Here is a 16,206-nt window from a genome sequence, read left to right on the forward strand (position 1 = left end):
CGCCCGGCCCCGCCAGCCCGCCACCCCCCCCCCCCCCCCCCCCCCCCCCCCGCCCCCCCCCCCCCCCCGGGGGGGGGGGGGGGGGGGGGGGGAGTGAGGTCGTCCCGGGGGCCGCCGGCGCTCAACTCCCGCTCGGGCTCGTCCAGTCGGCCTGGATGTGCCCCAGCCGGACGCGCTGCGGATGGTCGCCGACCGGTACGGACAGCACCTTCTGGCCGGTGGCGAAGTCGATGGCCGTGACCTGGTCGGCGCCGGCCTCGGAGATGATGCAGTCCTTGCCGTCACCGCTCACCGTCGCCCAGTACGGCGTCGACGCGGTGACGAGCGGGCCGACGTCGAAGGAGGCCCGGTCGACCACGGTGGCGTAGTTGTCCATGGTCCCGGCGACACACAGCTTGGTGCCCTCGGGGTTCATCGAGATGCCGTGGTGGCGCGAGTCCAGCAGCCAGGTGGTGCGGTCCGGGTTCGTCGCCGGGCTCTGCGGCAGCGTCTTCACCCGGGTGATCTTGTCCGCGGCCACGTCGTACTCCAGGAAGCCGTTGAAGAACGACACCTGGAAGTACAGCTTGGACCAGTCGGGCGTGAAGGCGGCCGGGCGGACCGCGTCGGAGAAGTTCTTCAGCCCGATCGCGTCCAGCCGCTGTCGCATGTCGATGGTTCTGACTTGCTTGAACGTGGTCGCGTCGACGATGGTGATGTGCCGGTCGCCCTTGGTCCAGTCCCAGGCCGGGTCGTCGAGGGACGTGGTGACCTCGCCGATGGACATGTTCCAGATGTACGTGCCGCCGTTCGTGAAGAAGTTCTCGTGCGGCTTGTCACCGGTGCCGAACTCGCCCAGTTCCTTGCCGGTGTCGATGTCCAGGACCTGCACCTTGTTCGCGAGCGAGGCGGACACCGCGACCCGGGTGCCGTCGGGGGAGACCGCCATGTGGTCGGCGCGGTAACCGGCCACCGGGAAGCGCCAGTTGACCTTGTCGGTGGCCAGGTCGATGGAGACGACGTCGGCGAAGCTCGGGCGGGAGACGACCACGGACTTTCCGTCGGGAGTGGAGTACATGTCGTCCACGTACTGGTCGTGTCCCTGGCCGACCTGGTCGCGGATGGACGTGTAGTAGATCCACTTGATCGGGTCGGCGTTGATCTCGGCGATCCGCTCCGCCTTGTCGGGGACGACATTGATCCGGCCGATCTTCGCGAAGTCGCCGGAGGACTTGATGACATCGGCGGTGCCGTCCCAGTTGTTGCCGACGAACATCACCTCGCGCAGGCCGTCGTCGGCGGCCGTGGCGGCGGAGGCGACGGTCGCCGGTCCGGCGACGGTCAGGGCGAGGGCGGCGGCCACGGAGCACAGGTGCCTGGTTCTGGAGGCAGGCATGACTGCTCTCCTTTCTCGGAGAGTTGGAACCGGGGGATTGCTCGGGAAGTCTGAACACGCGTGCTTTCACAGTGAACTTACTGAAAAGTAAGGAAGGGGTGGGGTGCGCGACAAGAGGTGTGCACGACAAGATTGGGGGTCGGTGGGGCGGACGGAGGGGGAGAGCGTGACGGGCAGGCTCAAGGCGCCGACGGGCCGCTACGGCGGCAGATCCGCCGAGGAACGGCAGGCCGAGCGGCGCTGGCGTTTCCTGGACGCGGCCCTGGAGCTGTTCGGCGCAGGCCCCGGCTACCGGGGGGCGACGGTCGCCGCGCTCAGCCAGGCCGCCGGCCTGTCCACGCGCCAGTTCTACGAGGAGTTCCGCACCCTGGAGGACGTCCTCGCCGCGCTGCACCTTCAGGTCAACGGCTGGGCCGAACAGGCCGTCCTGGAGGCCCTCGCCACGGCGGACGGCCTGCCGCTGGCCGAGCGGGCCGCGGTGCTCTTCCGGGCCTACGCCCGCGATGTCACCTGCGATCCGCGCCGTATCCGCATCACCTTCGTGGAGATCGTCGGCGTCAGCCCCCGTCTGGAGGAACAGCGGCTGGCTCGCCGGGCCCGCTGGGTCGACCTCATCCGCGCGGAGGCGGACGCGGCCGTGGTGCGCGGGGAGGCGGCGCCCCGGGACTACCGGCTCGCCGCCACGGCCTTCATCGGCAGTGTCAACGGGCTCCTGCACGACTGGAGCGCCGGCTGGGTGGACGCCACGCTGGACGAGGTGGTGGACGAGTTGGTGCGGCTGCTGCTGGGGATGCTCCGGCCGGAGGGCTGGCGGCCCGCGGCCGCCTGACCGGGGCGCCGGGCAGAGCCGTAGCCCCAGGTCAGCGCGGGTCGGTGCGGTTCGGCGCGCGGGATCGGCCCGGAGCTGGTCTGCTGGTGCGGGGGCCGTCGTACCCGTGTTCCGGAGCGGGGCGGACACACCGGCAGACGCAGGAGAGACAGATGAGTACCTATCGAGTCGCGCAGGTGCGGGCAGCGGACGGCCCGTTCGAACTGGCCGAGCGGGAGGTGCCGGAACCCGGGCCGGGCCAGGTGCGGATCGCCGTCGAGGCGTGCGGCATCTGCCACAGCGACGCCATGTTCGTGCACGCGGCGGTGCCGGGCATCACCTTCCCGGAGGTCCCCGGGCACGAGATCGCCGGGCATGTCGAGGTGCTCGGCGAGGGTGCGCAGGACCGGGGCTGGCAGGTCGGCGACCGGGTGGCGGTCGGCTGGTTCGGTGGCAGCTGCGGGCACTGCACGCCCTGCCGGCGGGGCGACTTCATCGTGTGCGCCAACCTGAAGGTGCCCGGCTGGGCCTACGACGGAGGCTTCGCGGAGAAGGTGATCGCGCCCGTCGACGCCCTGGCCCGGATCCCGGACGCGCTGGCGGCGAGCGACGCGGCCCCCATGGCCTGCGCGGGCGTGACCACGTACAACGGCCTGCGGGCAAGCTCCGCCCGCCCCGGGGACCTGGTCGCGGTGCTCGGCATCGGCGGCCTCGGCCATCTCGGGGTGCAGTACGCGGCGGCGATGGGCTTCGAGACCGTGGCGATCGCCCGCGGTGCGGAGAAGGCCGACGTCGCCAAGCGGCTGGGCGCCCACCACTACGTCGACAGCACCGCCGGCACGCCGGTCGCCGAGGCCCTGCAGTCCCTGGGCGGCGCGAACGTCGTACTGGCCACCGCCGGCAACTCGGCGGCCATCACGGCCACCGTCGACGGCCTGGCTCCGCGCGGCGAACTGGTCGTCATCGGCGCGGATCCGGAGCCGCTGGGCATCACCCCGTTCCAGCTGATCATGGGCGCCCGCGTCGTACGCGGCCACCCGTCCGGCACCGCCCGGGACGTGCAGGACACCTTGGAGTTCAGCGCCCTGCACGGCATCCGCCCGATGACCGAGACGGTCCCGCTGGACGACGTGGACGGCGCCTTCCGGAAAATGCTCTCGGGCGGCGCCCGCTTCCGCATGGTGCTCACCAACAGCTGACGGCGGACCTGGTGCGCCGATGCTCTGAGCCGGGCCGGTCAGCCGCCCAGGCGTTCCACCGCCGCCAGTACCGGCTCGGCTCCGTCCTCGGCGCGGATTCGGGTGCCCAGGGTTCGTGCTCGGTCCCGGTACGCCGGTTCGCGGGTGGCTCGTACCAGGGCCGAGGCCAGGGTGTCCACGGTGAGGCGGCGCAGGGGTACGGCGGTCGGGGCGACGCCCAGGGTGATCAGGCGGGCGGACCAGAACCCCGCGTCGAACTGGATCGGGACCGGTACGGCCGGGACCCCGGCGCGCAGTCCCGCGGCGGTCGTGCCCGCGCCCGCGTGGTGGACGACGGCGGCCATGTGCGGGAAGAGCAGCGCGTGCGGTACGTCGTCGACGGTCAGCATGTCCTCGCCGTCGGCCGCGAGCCCGCCCCAGCCGCGCTGGATCACCCCGCGCAGCCCGGCCCGCCGCAGCGCCGCGACCACCCGGGCGCTGAGCCGCCCGGCGTCCGGCACGGTGGCGCTGCCCAGTCCGACGAAGACCGGGGGCGGACCGGAGTCGAGGAACTCCCGCAACTTCGACGGGAGTTGATCCTCCCTGTCGTACGGCCACCAGTAGCCGCTCACCGCAAGACCCGGCCGCCAGTCCCGGGGGCGGGGTACCACCAGCGGGCTGAAGCCGTGGTGCACCGGCCAGAGTCGGCGTTCCCGGGCCCGTAGCGCGGCGCCCGCCCGCAGCGCGGGCAGTCCGAGCCGCTTGCGCATCCCGGGCAGGGCGCTCGTGAAGATGTGTTCCGTGGCGAGGCACACCCCGTGCCCGGCGACCCGGTTGACCGCCGGTCCCCAGGAGCCGCCGCCGAGGACGGGAGGTGCGAACTCCCGTGTCCCGGCGATGGGTTGGAGATAGACGCCCATGCTCGGCAGCCGCAGCCCCTCGGCGATCGTATGGCCGAGCGGGGCCAGCGAGGCGGACAGCAGCAGCACCTCGCTCTCCCGGGCCGCCGTGATCAGGTCCTCGGTCATCCGTCCGACCAGCCGGCGCGCCATGTCCGCCAGGCGCAGCAGCTTGGTGGCTTCACTGGTGCTGCGGTGCAGGCCCCGCCCGCGCGGCGACTCCAGCTCCGCCCGCGGATCGACCGGCAGCGCGTGGAACCGTACGCCGGAGCCCACGACCAGCGGCGCGAACCGCGCGTGGGTGACCAGGGTGACCTCGTGCCCGGCGAGCGCGAGTCGGTGTCCCAGCCCGGTGTAGGGGGCGACATCGCCCCGGGATCCGGCCGTCATGATGGCAATGCGCACGATGACCCAGTATGGCGGCAGCGCGCCCCGCGCGGGCCCAAACACCCGGCGAGAACGGCGTGTTCACCTCTGTCGCAGCCGTTGACTTCACCCCCGGGCGGTTCTACGGTCGGCGCGCAATGTTCGGTTTACCGATCCTTGTTCGATATATCGATCAATCCTGGAGTCAGCGCGGATTCCGTCCGCACGCGGAGGCGCCGATGTACCCCCCACCCCGTCCGACCGCCGAAGGCTTCGTACGCCGCTGCAGAACCGCCGCCGTACGGGCGCTGGTCCTGGCCCTGACCGCGGCCGCCGCCCTGCTCTTCGCCCAGCCGGGCCCGGCGCAGGCCGCGACGGCCCGTCAGATGCCCGTGCCCGCCGCGCCGATGGGCTGGGCCTCCTGGAACAGCTTCGCCGCGAAGATCGACTACAACGTCATCAAGCAGCAGGTCGACGCGTTCGTCGCGGCCGGCCTCCCCGACGCCGGCTACAAGTACATCAACATCGACGAGGGCTGGTGGCAGGGCACCCGTGACAGCGCCGGCAACATCACCGTCGACACCGGTGAATGGCCCGGCGGCATGAGCGCCATCGCCGACTACATCCACAGCAAGGGCCTGAAGGCCGGCATCTACACCGACGCCGGCAAGAACGGCTGCGGCTACTACTACCCGACCGGCCGCCCCGCCGCCCCCGACACCGGCAGCGAGGGCCACTACGACCAGGACATGCTCCAGTTCTCGACGTGGGGCTTCGACTTCGTCAAGGTCGACTGGTGCGGCGGCGACGCCGAGGGGCTGGACGCGGCGACGACGTACAAGGCGATCAGCTCCGCCGTCACCCAGGCCACCGCGACCACCGGCCGCCCGCTCACCCTCTCGGTGTGCAACTGGGGCAAGCAGAACCCCTGGAACTGGGCGCCGGGCCTCGCCCCCATGTGGCGCACCAGCACGGACATCATCTACTACGGCAACGCGCCCTCCCAGACGAACATGCTGTCCAACTTCGACCAGGCCCAGCACCCGGCCGCCCAGCACACCGGCTACCACAACGACCCCGACATGCTGATGGTCGGCATGCCGGGCTTCACCGCCGCGCAGAACCGCACCCACATGGCCCTGTGGGCGATCTCCGGCGCCCCGCTGCTGGCCGGCAACGACCTGACGACGATGACCGGTGAAACGGCCGGGATCCTCAAGAACCCGGACGTCGTCGCCGTCGACCAGGACCCACGCGGCCTCCAGGGCGTCAAGGTCGCCGAGGACACCACCGGGCTCCAGGTCTACGGCAAGGTCCTCGCCGGCACCGGCAACCGGGCCGTCGTGCTGCTGAACCGCACCTCCGCCGCCCAGAACATCACCGTCCGCTGGTCCGACCTCGGCCTGACCGGCGCCTCGGCGACCGTGCGTGACCTGTGGGCGCGGCAGAACCTCGGTTCGTACGCCACGAGTTACACCGCCAGTGTTCCGGCGGGCGGCTCGGTGATGCTCAAGGTGAGCGGCACCGAGACGGCGAGCAGCGGCTACACCGCGACCTCCACCGGCAGGTACACGGGCGTCAGCGCCGCGAGCACCGGCCTGGACGTGGCGGACATCGCCTACACCAACACCGGCTCCACGCCCGTCACCGGCACCCTCCAGGTCAACGGGCAGACCGCCACCACGGTCTCCTTCCCGCCGACCGGTGCCTCGCCGGGCACGGTCTCGGTCCAGGTGAACCTCACCAAGGGATCCGCCAACTCCCTTGCGCTGAGCGGCGGTCCGGCCCTGGGCGCCCTCACCGTCAGCCCCCTCCCGGGCACGAACGGCACACTGCTCGTCGGCAGACAGTCCGGCCGCTGCGCGGACATCTACAACAACTCGATCACCAACGGCACCCAGGCCGAGCTGTGGGACTGCAACGGCGGCGCCAACCAGGCCTGGACGTACACCTCCCGCAGGGAACTGGTGGTCTACGGCGACAAGTGCCTCGACGCCTACAACCGCGGCACCACCGACGGCACCAAGGTCGTCATCTGGGACTGCAACGGCCAGGACAACCAGAAGTGGACGCTGAACACCGACGGCACGATCACCAACGTCCACGCGAACCTGTGCCTGGACGCCTACAACGCGGCCACGGGCAACGGCACTTCACTGGTCCTGTGGAGCTGCAACGGGCAGGACAACCAGAAGTGGTCCCGCACCTGACGACCGTAAAGGCCTAGGCGGTCGCCGTCGTCGCGGCGGCGACCGTCTGCTCCAGCAGGGTGGCGATGGTCATCGGACCGACGCCACCCGGCACCGGAGTGATCAGCGAGGCCCGCTCCACGGCCGAGTCGAAGTCGACGTCGCCGACGTTGCCCGGGTTGTAGCCCGCGTCGATCACGACCGCGCCGGGCTTGATGTCCTGGCCGCGGATCAGCCGGGGCCGGCCGACGGCGGCGACGACGATGTCGGCCTCGCGGACCGCGGCCGACAGGTTCCGGGTGCGCGAGTGGCAGTAGGTCACGGTCGCGTCCCGGGCGAGGAGCAGCATGCCCACCGGCTTGCCGAGGATCGCGCTGCGGCCCACGACCACGGCCCGCTTCCCGGCGGGGTCGACGCCGTACTCGTCCAGCAGCCGCATGATTCCGCCGGGCGTGCAGGACACGAAGCCCGGCAGACCGAAGCTCATCGTGGCGAACGAGGCGAAGGTGACCCCGTCGACGTCCTTCTCCGGTGCGATCGCCTCGAACGCGGCCCGCTCGTCGACGTGGTCGCCGACCGGGTGCTGCAACAGGATGCCGTGCACGGCCGGGTCGGCGGACAACTCCCGCAGGGTGCCGACGAGTTCGGCCGTGGTCGTGGCGGCGGGCAGCGCCACGTGCCGGGAGGCGATGCCGGCCTTGCGGCAGCGGTTCTGCTTCATCCGGACGTACGTCACGGACGCCGGGTCCTCGCCGACCAGCACGGTCGCGAGACACGGCGTGACACCGGTCCGCGCGGTGAGCTCGGCGGCCTGCTGCGCGGTGTCCTCGACGATACGGCGCGCGAGGGCGGTGCCGTCCATGAGACGGGCCTGGGTCATGCTGCACACTCCTGAGCGGATCGACTCTCTCGCCCAGGCGCGCGGCATCCACCACGGACCGCTCCCCGGTGGTACTCCACCTCAGCGCCAGTCACGGCCCGCGTACAGCGTAACCGAGCGCGCGTACGACCCCGTCCCGCGCCGGGGTGGCCGGGTGCGGCTCAGCGGTGCCGGGACCGCCGGGTGCCCGGCGCGGGGCGTGGGCACACCGCTCTCAGTACCGATCGCAGCGAGCGCAGCCGCACTCCTCCCAGGCTCGCGCGGGCAGAGAAGGTCCAGGTCAGCCTGGAGGTGACCTGGACCCGCGCGCTTCTCCTTCCGGCGCCGCCCATGCCCGGGGTGTGCCTATTCGTCCCAGGCCTGGATGATCAGCTGGTCGGCGATCTTGCCGTTGCGCAGTGTGAGCATCGACTCGGCGAGGACACGGGTGCCGTCCCCGTACTGGCAGGTCTCGGTGAAGGCGACATGGTCGCCCTGGACGACACACTGGTCCAGCTTGTGTGTCATGTCGCGGCTGTAGACGTCGTCCAGCAACTCGGCGATCTGACCCCGGCCGTGCAGGACCGTGGGGTGGCTGGGCTGGTTGTTGTGGTCGACGATGCGGATATCGGCATCGTCGGCGTAGAGCGCGAGCAGGGAGTTGCCGGTGTTTCCTTCTATGGCCCGGCGCAGTGTCTCGGTGTCGAAGGCGGAACCTGTCGAGGTGCCCATCGTGACCTCCTTCAGGCGCACGCGGTCCGGCGAGGAGCGGACCGAGCGGACCCCACCCTTCGAGACTCCTCCGCCCCGGCGGCCACGGCAAGCGCAGCCGGCGGGCTCCGCCTCACGAGTGAGCACGGCCCGCCGCCCGTGTCCGGCCGGGGTCCGGGGCCGTTGCTCAGGACATGATCTCAACACGACGTATCGTCGCCGCCCTCGGCCTCGCCGCCGGGGTCACGGGCCTCGCCGCCCCGCTGGCGAACGCGGCCGACGCGAGCGCAGTGCCCACCGGGCAGATCAACCCCATGCACGTGCTCGACTCGCTCACCGTCAGCGACATCCCCGCCGCGCACAAGGCCCAGGTCCCGCGCGTCTCCGAGCAGATGCGCGCGCTGAACCAGTTCGACCAGCTGAACAAGTTGAACGAACTGCACCAGGTCACCGACCTCGCGGCCCCCGTGACGGGCCTGCTCCCGGCCGTCCAGGCCTGACCCGCCCACGGACACGAGGACCGTCCCGGCAGGGACACGACGAGGGCCGTCCCGGCGGGGGGCGGCCCTCACCTCTGCAGTGCCGCCCAGTCCCGGTACAGGGCGAACGCCGAGGCCGTGCCGTCGGGGAGACAGCCGGGGAGCAGGTGGACGAGTAGATCGTCCGGGCCCAGTTCCAGCCAGGTGCGGACCCCGTCGCGGTGCAGCGCCCCGGCCGTGTCCGCGAACCGCAGCGGTGCGCGCCGTACCCAGAACTCCGGCTCGGCGGTCTCCGCGCCCACCGGGCGGGCGGTGACGTCGCAGACGAGCGGAAGGCGCGGGGCGCGTGGGCGCAGGGTGGCGAGCGTACGGCCGTACGCGCCGAGGATCCCGTCCATGCCGGGGCCCGGTGCCGGGTCGGGCAGTGCGTCCAGGAGCCGGGCCAGGGTGCCGACGGCGTGGCAGGCGTCCGCCAGGGAGAAGACGCCCGCGGCGTACGCGGCGGCCATCCGCCCGGCCGCCTGCCCGTAGACCACGTCCGGCACGACACCCCAGCTGCGCAGCAGCCGGTACTGCGCCGCCTGGAGCGCGAAGAGCGCCGGACCGGCGTACGACACCCGGTCCAGCAGGGCCGCGGTACGGGTGCCGTCGGCCGCGAACATCACGCAGGACAGCGGGAGTTGGAGATACGGGTCGAGGCGCGCGCAGATGTCGTCCAGTGCCGACGCGAACACCGGGAACTCCGCCCGGAGTTCGGCGCCGGTTCCGGGCCGTGGCGAGGCACCGGCCGAGAACAGGAATGCGGTACGTCCCGTGCGGCCGTCAAGGGGCATGCCCCCATTGAGGCACGGTCGGAGCGGGTGCACACCCCAGGCAAAGTCCCGCACCCTGTAAAAAAATTGTCATCATGAAATGGCCATTTTCGGTCACGTACCGATCCGCCGGAAAGATCCACGATCATCGCCGTGGTCCGTCCTGCTACCGATCGGTCACGCGTAGGGTCGGCCGTGAAGGCAATCGAAAGAAGGGGCCAGACCATGGCGCAGGAAGTCCGCGGCGTGATCGCACCGGGCAAGGACGAGCCCGTACGGATCGAGACGATCGTGGTACCGGACCCGGGGCCCGGCGAGGCCGTCGTACGCGTCCAGGCCTGCGGTGTCTGCCACACCGACCTGCACTACAAGCAGGGCGGCATCTCGGACGACTTCCCCTTCCTCCTCGGCCACGAGGCGGCCGGCGTGGTGGAGTCCGTCGGCGAGGGCGTCACCGACGTGGCACCGGGTGACTTCGTGATCCTCAACTGGCGTGCGGTGTGCGGAAACTGCCGGGCCTGTCTGCGCGGGCGGCCCTGGTACTGCTTCAACACCCACAACGCGAAGCAGAAGATGACCCTCGCCTCGACCGGGCAGGAACTCTCCCCGGCCCTCGGCATCGGCGCCTTCGCCGAGAAGACGCTCGTCGCCGCCGGCCAGTGCACCAAGGTCGACCCGGCCGTCTCCCCGGCGGTCGCCGGCCTGCTGGGCTGCGGTGTCATGGCCGGCATCGGCGCGGCGATCAACACCGGAGGTGTCGGCCGGGGTGACTCCGTCGCCGTCATCGGCTGCGGCGGTGTCGGTGACGCGGCGGTGGCCGGTTCCCGGCTGGCCGGCGCGGCGAAGATCATCGCCGTGGACATCGACGACCGCAAGCTGGACAAGGCCCGCACCCTGGGCGCCACCCACACCGTCAACTCCAGGGAGACCGACGCCGTCGAGGCGATCCGCGAGCTGACCGGCGGCTTCGGCGCCGACGTCGTCATCGAGGCCGTCGGCCGCCCGGAGACGTACCAGCAGGCCTTCTACGCCCGCGACCTCGCCGGCACCGTCGTCCTCGTCGGCGTCCCCACCCCCGAGATGAAGCTCGAACTGCCCCTGCTGGACGTCTTCGGCCGCGGCGGCGCCCTGAAGTCGAGCTGGTACGGCGACTGCCTGCCCTCCCGGGACTTCCCCATGCTGATCGACCTGCACCTGCAAGGCCGCCTCCCGCTCGACGCGTTCGTCACCGAGACCATCCAACTCGACGAGGTGGAGAAGGCGTTCGAGCGGATGCACCACGGCGACGTGCTGCGCTCGGTGGTGGTGCTGTGATGACCGCCCGCATCGAACGCCTCGTCACCTCCGGCCAGTTCACCCTCGACGGCGGCACCTGGGACGTCGACAACAACGTCTGGATCGTCGGCGACGACCACGAGGCCGTCGTCATCGACGCCGCCCACGACGCAGAGGCCATCGCCCGCGCCGTCGGCGACCGCCGCCTCACCGCGATCGTGTGCACCCACGCCCACAACGACCACATCGACGCGGCCCCCGCCCTCGCCGACCTCACCGGCGCCCACATCTGGCTCCACCCCGACGACCTGCCGCTGTGGAAGCAGACCCACCCGCACCGCGACCCCGACCGGCATCTCCTCGACGGCCAGGTCATCGAGGCCGCCGGCGCCGACCTGACCGTGCTCCACACCCCGGGCCACGCCCCCGGCGCCGTCTGCCTCCACGACCCCGGGCTCGGCGTCGTCTTCACCGGCGACACCCTCTTCCAGGGCGGCCCCGGTGCCACCGGCCGCTCCTACTCCCACTTCCCGACGATCATCGACTCCATCCGCGACAAGCTCCTCACCCTGCCCCCGGAGACCAAGGTCCTCACCGGGCACGGCGATGCCACGACCATCGGCGCCGAGGCACCCCACCTGGAGGAGTGGATCAAACGCGGGCACTGAAACCCGGTACACCCGAGCCCGGGTACGTCCGTACGATCACGGTCATGACCACGAACACGCTCGAGACCCTGCACGGCACACGCGTCCTGCGCTGCGCACCCGACGGCCCGCTCCTGGACGGCGAGCGCGCGGCGCTGGACCTGATCGGTGACGCCTTCGGCCAGGAGGCGGAGCTGGTCGCGGTCCCGGTCGAGCGGCTCGCGGACGAGTTCTTCCGGCTGCGCTCCGGGGTTGCCGGTGACGTCGTGCAGAAGTTCGTGAACTACCGGCTGCGGCTCGCCGTCCTCGGCGACATCTCGGCCCACGTCGAGGCGAGCGACGCTCTGCGGGACTTCGTGTACGAGTCCAACCAGGGCGGCCAGCTCTGGTTCGTCGCGGACGCCGCGGAGCTGGACGAGCGACTCCGTACCTAATACCGACAGAGGATGTCCGGCTTTCCCGTGACAGTGGTCGACGACAGCACGTCGTACCGCAGTCGTACCGCACAGGAGGCCGGACATGTCAGGACCGCTGCAGGGCAAGGTGGCGCTGGTCGCCGGGGCGACCCGGGGCGCCGGACGCGGCATCGCCGTGGAACTCGGCGCGGCCGGCGCCACCGTCTACGTCACCGGCCGCAGCACCCGCGCCCGGCGCTCGGAGTACGACCGCCCCGAGACGATCGAGGACACCGCCGACCTCGTCACGGCGGCGGGCGGACAGGGCATCGCCGTACCCGTCGACCACCTCGACCACGCGGCCGTAGGGGCCCTGGTGGAGCGGATCGCGGACGAACAGGACCGCCTCGACGTCCTCGTCAACGACATCTGGGGTGGCGAGAAACTCTTCGAGTGGGACACCCCGGTCTGGGAGCACGACCTCGACAACGGGCTGCGGCTCCTCCGGCTGGCGGTCGAGACACACGCCGTGACCAGCCACTACGCGCTGCCGCTCATGCTGCGCCGGCCCGGCGGGCTGGTCGTGGAGGTCACCGACGGCACCGCTGACTACAACCGTGACACCTACCGCGTGAACCTCTTCTACGACCTCGCCAAGGCCTCCGTCCTGCGCATGGCCTTCGCCCTCGGCCACGAGCTGGGCTCGCGCGGTGCCACCGCCGTGGCGCTCACCCCGGGCTGGGTGCGCTCGGAGCTGATGCTCGACCTGTTCGGCGTGCGTGAGGACAACTGGCGCGACGCCCTCGCGAAGGAACCGCACTTCGCCATCTCCGAGACCCCGCGCTTCGCCGGCCGCGCCGTGGCCGCCCTGGCCGCCGATCCCGACGTGGCCCGCTTCAACGGACAGTCGCTGTCCAGCGGGGGACTCGCGAAGGAGTACGGCTTCACCGACCTCGACGACAGCCGCCCTGACGCCTGGCGCTATCTGGTCGAGGTGCAGGACGCGGGCAGGCCGGCGGACGTCACCGGCTACCGGTGAACCGATGCGGCCGCACCTGGTGAAACGGCGGCACCCGGGCCGTGCCGTCGGCCCATGACCGATCACACCCGCTTCGCCGGACACGCAGTACTCGTCACGGGCGCGGGCCGCGGTATCGGCGCGGCCGTCGCCCGGCGGCTCGCCGAGGAGGGCGGCCGCGTCCTGGTGAGCGACCGGGACCTGCCCGAGGCCGAGCGGACCGCCTCCGGGCTGCGTCAACTGGGGCTCACCGCCGAGGCGTTGGCCTGTGACGTAGCCGACCGCACGTCCGTGGAGGCGGCCGTCGCGCACACCGTCGCCGCGTTCGGCCCGCTCGACGTGCTCGTCAATTGCGCGGCCCACTGCACCCCGGACGTCCCGCTGTTCGAGGACGACCCCGACGAGGCGTGGGCGCGCGACCTCGACATCACCCTCACCGGCGTGCACCGCTGCTGCCGGGCCGCGCTGCCGCACCTCGTCGCCTCCGGACGTGGGGCGATCGTCAGCATCGGCTCGGTCAACGGCCTGCAGGACTGCGGCAACCACGCCTACAGCGCCGCCAAGGCCGGCCTCGCCTCGCTCACCCGGACCCTCGCCGGGCACGCGGCGGCCCGGGGCTGCCGGGTGAACCTGGTGGTGCCGGGCACGGTCCGCACCTCGGCGTGGGAGGGGCGCGACGACGACCTCGACGCCCTCCGGCCGCTGTACCCGCTGGGCCGGGTCGGCGAGCCCGAGGACATCGCCGCCGCGGTCGCCTTCCTCGCGTCCCGCGACGCCGCCTGGATCACCGGGACCACGCTGGTGGTCGACGGGGGGCTCACCGCGGTGAACACCGGCTTCCACACCGCCGTACGACACCCCTGACGAAGGTCACTCCGAGGCTTTGGCCAGCGCCGCCAGCACGCGCTCGGTGTCGGCCTCGGTGGTGCGCCAGTTGCTGAACGCGGCCCGCAGCCCGGGCACTTCGCCGTACACGGTCGGCGTCACATACGCCTCCCCGGACGCCTCGACCGCCCGGGCCAGCGCGGCGACCCGCTCCTGCGTGGGGTTCTCGGCGAGGGTGAAGCAGACGACGTTGAGCCGGACCGGAGCGAGCAGACGCAGTCCCGGCAGCGCCTCGACGCCCGCGCCGAGCCGGCGGGCCAGGGCCACGTTCCGCTCCACGATCTCCCGGTGCCCGGCGCGCCCGTAGGCCACCAGTGAGAACCACGAGGGCAGCGCGCGCAGCCGCCGGGAGTTCTCGGGGGTCAGATGCAGGAAGTCGGGCTCGCCGACCGGCAGGCCGAGATACGGCGACGCGTTGTGGAACACCTTCACCTGAAGGTCGCGGCGCCGGGTGAACTGTACGGCGGCGTCGTAGGGGACGTTGAGCCACTTGTGCAGGTCCACGCAGACCGAGTCGGCCGCGTCGAGGCCGTCGACCAGGGCGGCACGGTCGGGGGAGAGCGCGGCGAAGCCGCCGAACGCGGCGTCCACGTGCAGCCAGAAGTCGTACCGCTCCTTCAGCGCGGCGATCGCGCGCAGATCGTCGAAGTCGACCGTGTTCACCGTGCCCGCGTTGGCGACGACGATCGCCGGCCGGCCGCCCAGTTCGGCGAGCGCCGCCTCCAGCGCGGCCACGTCGACCGCCTCCCGGTTGCCGGGCAGCAGGGGGACGTGCCGCAGCCGGTCCCGGCCGATGCCCAGCACCGACATCGCCTTCGTGATGCTGGAGTGAGGGCTGCCGGAGAGCACGTCGACCGGGCCCAGCGCGGCCGCCCCCGCCCGGGAGACGTCCACGCCCAGCCGCTCGCCGAGCCACTCCCGGCCGATCGCCAGCCCGACCGTGTTGGAGGCGGTCGCCCCCGTCACGAACGCCCCGCTGTGTGCCTCGCCCAGCCCGAACAGCTCACGCAGCCAGGCCACGGTCTCCCGCTCCAGCTCCTGGGCCCAGGAACCGCCGGCCCCGGACAGGTTCTGGTCGTAGGCGGACGTCAGCCAGTCCCCGGCGACCGAGGCGGGCGTCGCGCCCCCGGTGACGAACCCCAGATACCGGGGCCCGGCCGACCCCGAGAACCCGGGCGCCCACCGCTCGGCGAAGCGCGCGAGAGACGCGTCCGCACCCGCGCCGTCCTCCGGGAGGAGAGCGGGTGCGGGCGCCGGCCCGGCCGCGGCGACCGGCCGCTCGCCGAGCCCGGTCACTTCACGGGCGGCCACGTCGCGGGCGGACTGCAGGATTTCGGGGAGCCGGGAGAGATCGCCGGCGAGGGTGGGGTGCATGTGCCGCAGCGTAGATCGCCGGGGGAGCCGTGGGCCCGGTCCAATTCGGAGAAAGTGGATCGCGGACCAGTGTCGAGGTGCGGCGACAAAGTTCACCGTTTCGTCACGGACTGACCGGAACCACAACCCTCTTGCCCCCGCACAGGTCTAGTAGTCCGACATCGGGGGAAGCGCCTACGAAGCACCCGGGGCAGGCCCCGGGTGCCCTGGGGAGAACAAGGGGAAATGGGGAGACATATGGGGGACATCCGCAGACGGGGCGTTGTCGCGCTGGGCGTCACGGGACTGGTGGCGCCGCTCGCGCTCGCCCTCACCGCCGCGCCGGCCCAGGCGGCCTCGAGCTGCACCTCGCAGACCGGGCCGTATCAGAAGCAGGTGGAGAAGTTCCTCGGCCGGCCCGTCGACGGCAAGCAGTCCGCCGCCGACTGCAGGGCCATCCAGGCCTTCCAGAACAGGCACGGGATCACGCCCGCCATCGGCTACGCCGGATCCGTCACCTGGGGCGTGATGGACCTGATGAACAAGCAGAAGGCCGTGGGGAACAACCCCGAGAAGGACGGCGCGTGCCCGGTGAACAAGGGCCGCATCGCCTGCGTGAACCTCACGCTCCAGCTCAGCTGGATCCAGGACGGCAAGAAGCTCGTCTACGGACCGGTGCCCGTCCGCACCGGCCGCAAGGGCTACGTCACCCGCACCGGCCTGAAGAAGATCTACTGGCGGGACCTCCACCACGTCTCGACCGTCTACAACGTGCCGATGCCGTACAGCCAGTTCTTCGACGGCGGCCAGGCCTTCCACTCGGTCAACCTGAGCATGTGGAACCCGCCGGGCTCGCACGGCTGCGTCAACATGACGACCAAGGACGCCAAGGCCTACTGGTCGCTGCTGAGGACGGGCGACGACGTCTTCGTCTACGGCCGCAAGCCCGGCACCTGA

Annotated in this window: 16 protein-coding genes and 1 riboswitch; of the genes, 10 read left to right on the top strand and 6 right to left on the bottom strand. The window is 71.8% G+C overall.

Annotated features, from left to right (window positions below; all coding sequences use genetic code 11):
* Positions 1-121: 121 nt before the first annotated feature.
* Positions 122-1,375, bottom strand: a complete 1,254-nt coding sequence (locus ACH47Z_RS30215) for a YncE family protein (protein WP_399079241.1) — start codon at positions 1,373-1,375, stop codon at positions 122-124.
* A 166-nt stretch (positions 1,376-1,541) separates the two neighbouring features.
* Here ACH47Z_RS30215 and ACH47Z_RS30220 point away from each other — a divergent pair, with 166 nt between their 5' ends.
* Both ACH47Z_RS30220 and ACH47Z_RS30225 read left to right on the top strand, forming a co-directional pair.
* On the top strand, positions 1,542-2,204 hold the full coding sequence (locus ACH47Z_RS30220; protein ID WP_399079243.1) for a TetR/AcrR family transcriptional regulator: 663 nt from the start codon (positions 1,542-1,544) through the stop codon (positions 2,202-2,204).
* Positions 2,205-2,356: 152 nt separating this feature from the next.
* A complete protein-coding gene (locus ACH47Z_RS30225) occupies positions 2,357-3,382 on the top strand; it encodes an alcohol dehydrogenase (protein WP_399079245.1) in 1,026 nt (341 codons plus the stop codon).
* A 38-nt stretch (positions 3,383-3,420) separates the two neighbouring features.
* On the opposite strand, the gene ACH47Z_RS30230 is transcribed toward ACH47Z_RS30225, so the two are convergent.
* Positions 3,421-4,650, bottom strand: a complete 1,230-nt coding sequence (locus ACH47Z_RS30230; protein ID WP_399079554.1) for a glycosyltransferase — start codon at positions 4,648-4,650, stop codon at positions 3,421-3,423.
* A 215-nt stretch (positions 4,651-4,865) separates the two neighbouring features.
* On the opposite strand from ACH47Z_RS30230, the gene ACH47Z_RS30235 reads away from it, so the two are divergent.
* The gene (locus tag ACH47Z_RS30235) at positions 4,866-6,836 is read left to right on the top strand and encodes a ricin-type beta-trefoil lectin domain protein (protein WP_399079247.1); all 1,971 of its coding nucleotides are present in this window, start codon (positions 4,866-4,868) and stop codon (positions 6,834-6,836) included.
* Between the two features lie 13 nt (positions 6,837-6,849).
* Here the strand turns inward: ACH47Z_RS30235 and ACH47Z_RS30240 are convergent, their stop codons facing one another.
* A complete protein-coding gene (locus ACH47Z_RS30240; RefSeq protein WP_399079248.1) occupies positions 6,850-7,695 on the bottom strand; it encodes a bifunctional 5,10-methylenetetrahydrofolate dehydrogenase/5,10-methenyltetrahydrofolate cyclohydrolase in 846 nt (281 codons plus the stop codon).
* Between the two features lie 24 nt (positions 7,696-7,719).
* Positions 7,720-7,800, bottom strand: a riboswitch (ZMP/ZTP riboswitch).
* Between the two features lie 240 nt (positions 7,801-8,040).
* On the bottom strand, positions 8,041-8,406 hold the full coding sequence (locus ACH47Z_RS30245; protein ID WP_399079250.1) for a nuclear transport factor 2 family protein: 366 nt from the start codon (positions 8,404-8,406) through the stop codon (positions 8,041-8,043).
* A gap of 173 nt (positions 8,407-8,579) precedes the next feature.
* Here ACH47Z_RS30245 and ACH47Z_RS30250 point away from each other — a divergent pair, with 173 nt between their 5' ends.
* Positions 8,580-8,885 (top strand): hypothetical protein, encoded by a 306-nt coding sequence (locus ACH47Z_RS30250; protein WP_399079252.1) that lies wholly within the window; start codon positions 8,580-8,582, stop codon positions 8,883-8,885.
* A gap of 68 nt (positions 8,886-8,953) precedes the next feature.
* Here the strand turns inward: ACH47Z_RS30250 and ACH47Z_RS30255 are convergent, their stop codons facing one another.
* Positions 8,954-9,697: an acyltransferase domain-containing protein gene (locus ACH47Z_RS30255; RefSeq protein WP_399079254.1), complete on the bottom strand. Its 744-nt coding sequence runs from the start codon at positions 9,695-9,697 to the stop codon at positions 8,954-8,956.
* A 204-nt stretch (positions 9,698-9,901) separates the two neighbouring features.
* Here ACH47Z_RS30255 and ACH47Z_RS30260 point away from each other — a divergent pair, with 204 nt between their 5' ends.
* The 5 genes from ACH47Z_RS30260 to ACH47Z_RS30280 all read left to right on the top strand — a co-directional run bounded on the left by ACH47Z_RS30260 (position 9,902) and on the right by ACH47Z_RS30280 (position 13,875).
* A complete protein-coding gene (locus tag ACH47Z_RS30260; protein WP_399079256.1) occupies positions 9,902-10,990 on the top strand; it encodes an S-(hydroxymethyl)mycothiol dehydrogenase in 1,089 nt (362 codons plus the stop codon).
* Complete coding sequence (locus tag ACH47Z_RS30265; protein ID WP_399079258.1) at positions 10,990-11,619, top strand: MBL fold metallo-hydrolase; 630 nt, start codon at positions 10,990-10,992, stop codon at positions 11,617-11,619. The genes ACH47Z_RS30260 and ACH47Z_RS30265 overlap by 1 nt, the downstream gene beginning before the upstream one ends.
* 44 nt (positions 11,620-11,663) lie before the next feature.
* Entirely contained in the window at positions 11,664-12,032 is a 369-nt protein-coding gene (locus tag ACH47Z_RS30270) for a DUF4180 domain-containing protein (protein WP_399079260.1), read from the top strand.
* A gap of 85 nt (positions 12,033-12,117) precedes the next feature.
* Entirely contained in the window at positions 12,118-13,032 is a 915-nt protein-coding gene (locus ACH47Z_RS30275) for an SDR family oxidoreductase (protein ID WP_399079262.1), read from the top strand.
* Positions 13,033-13,086: 54 nt separating this feature from the next.
* On the top strand, positions 13,087-13,875 hold the full coding sequence (locus tag ACH47Z_RS30280) for an SDR family NAD(P)-dependent oxidoreductase (RefSeq protein ID WP_399079264.1): 789 nt from the start codon (positions 13,087-13,089) through the stop codon (positions 13,873-13,875).
* A 6-nt stretch (positions 13,876-13,881) separates the two neighbouring features.
* Here the strand turns inward: ACH47Z_RS30280 and ACH47Z_RS30285 are convergent, their stop codons facing one another.
* On the bottom strand, positions 13,882-15,270 hold the full coding sequence (locus tag ACH47Z_RS30285; protein WP_399079266.1) for a pyridoxal phosphate-dependent decarboxylase family protein: 1,389 nt from the start codon (positions 15,268-15,270) through the stop codon (positions 13,882-13,884).
* 237 nt (positions 15,271-15,507) lie between these two features.
* On the opposite strand from ACH47Z_RS30285, the gene ACH47Z_RS30290 reads away from it, so the two are divergent.
* Positions 15,508-16,206: a L,D-transpeptidase gene (locus ACH47Z_RS30290; RefSeq protein WP_399079269.1), complete on the top strand. Its 699-nt coding sequence runs from the start codon at positions 15,508-15,510 to the stop codon at positions 16,204-16,206.

It is taken from the genome of Streptomyces sp. NPDC020192 (genome assembly GCF_044388685.1).
Classification (GTDB): Bacteria; Actinomycetota; Actinomycetes; order Streptomycetales; family Streptomycetaceae; genus Streptomyces.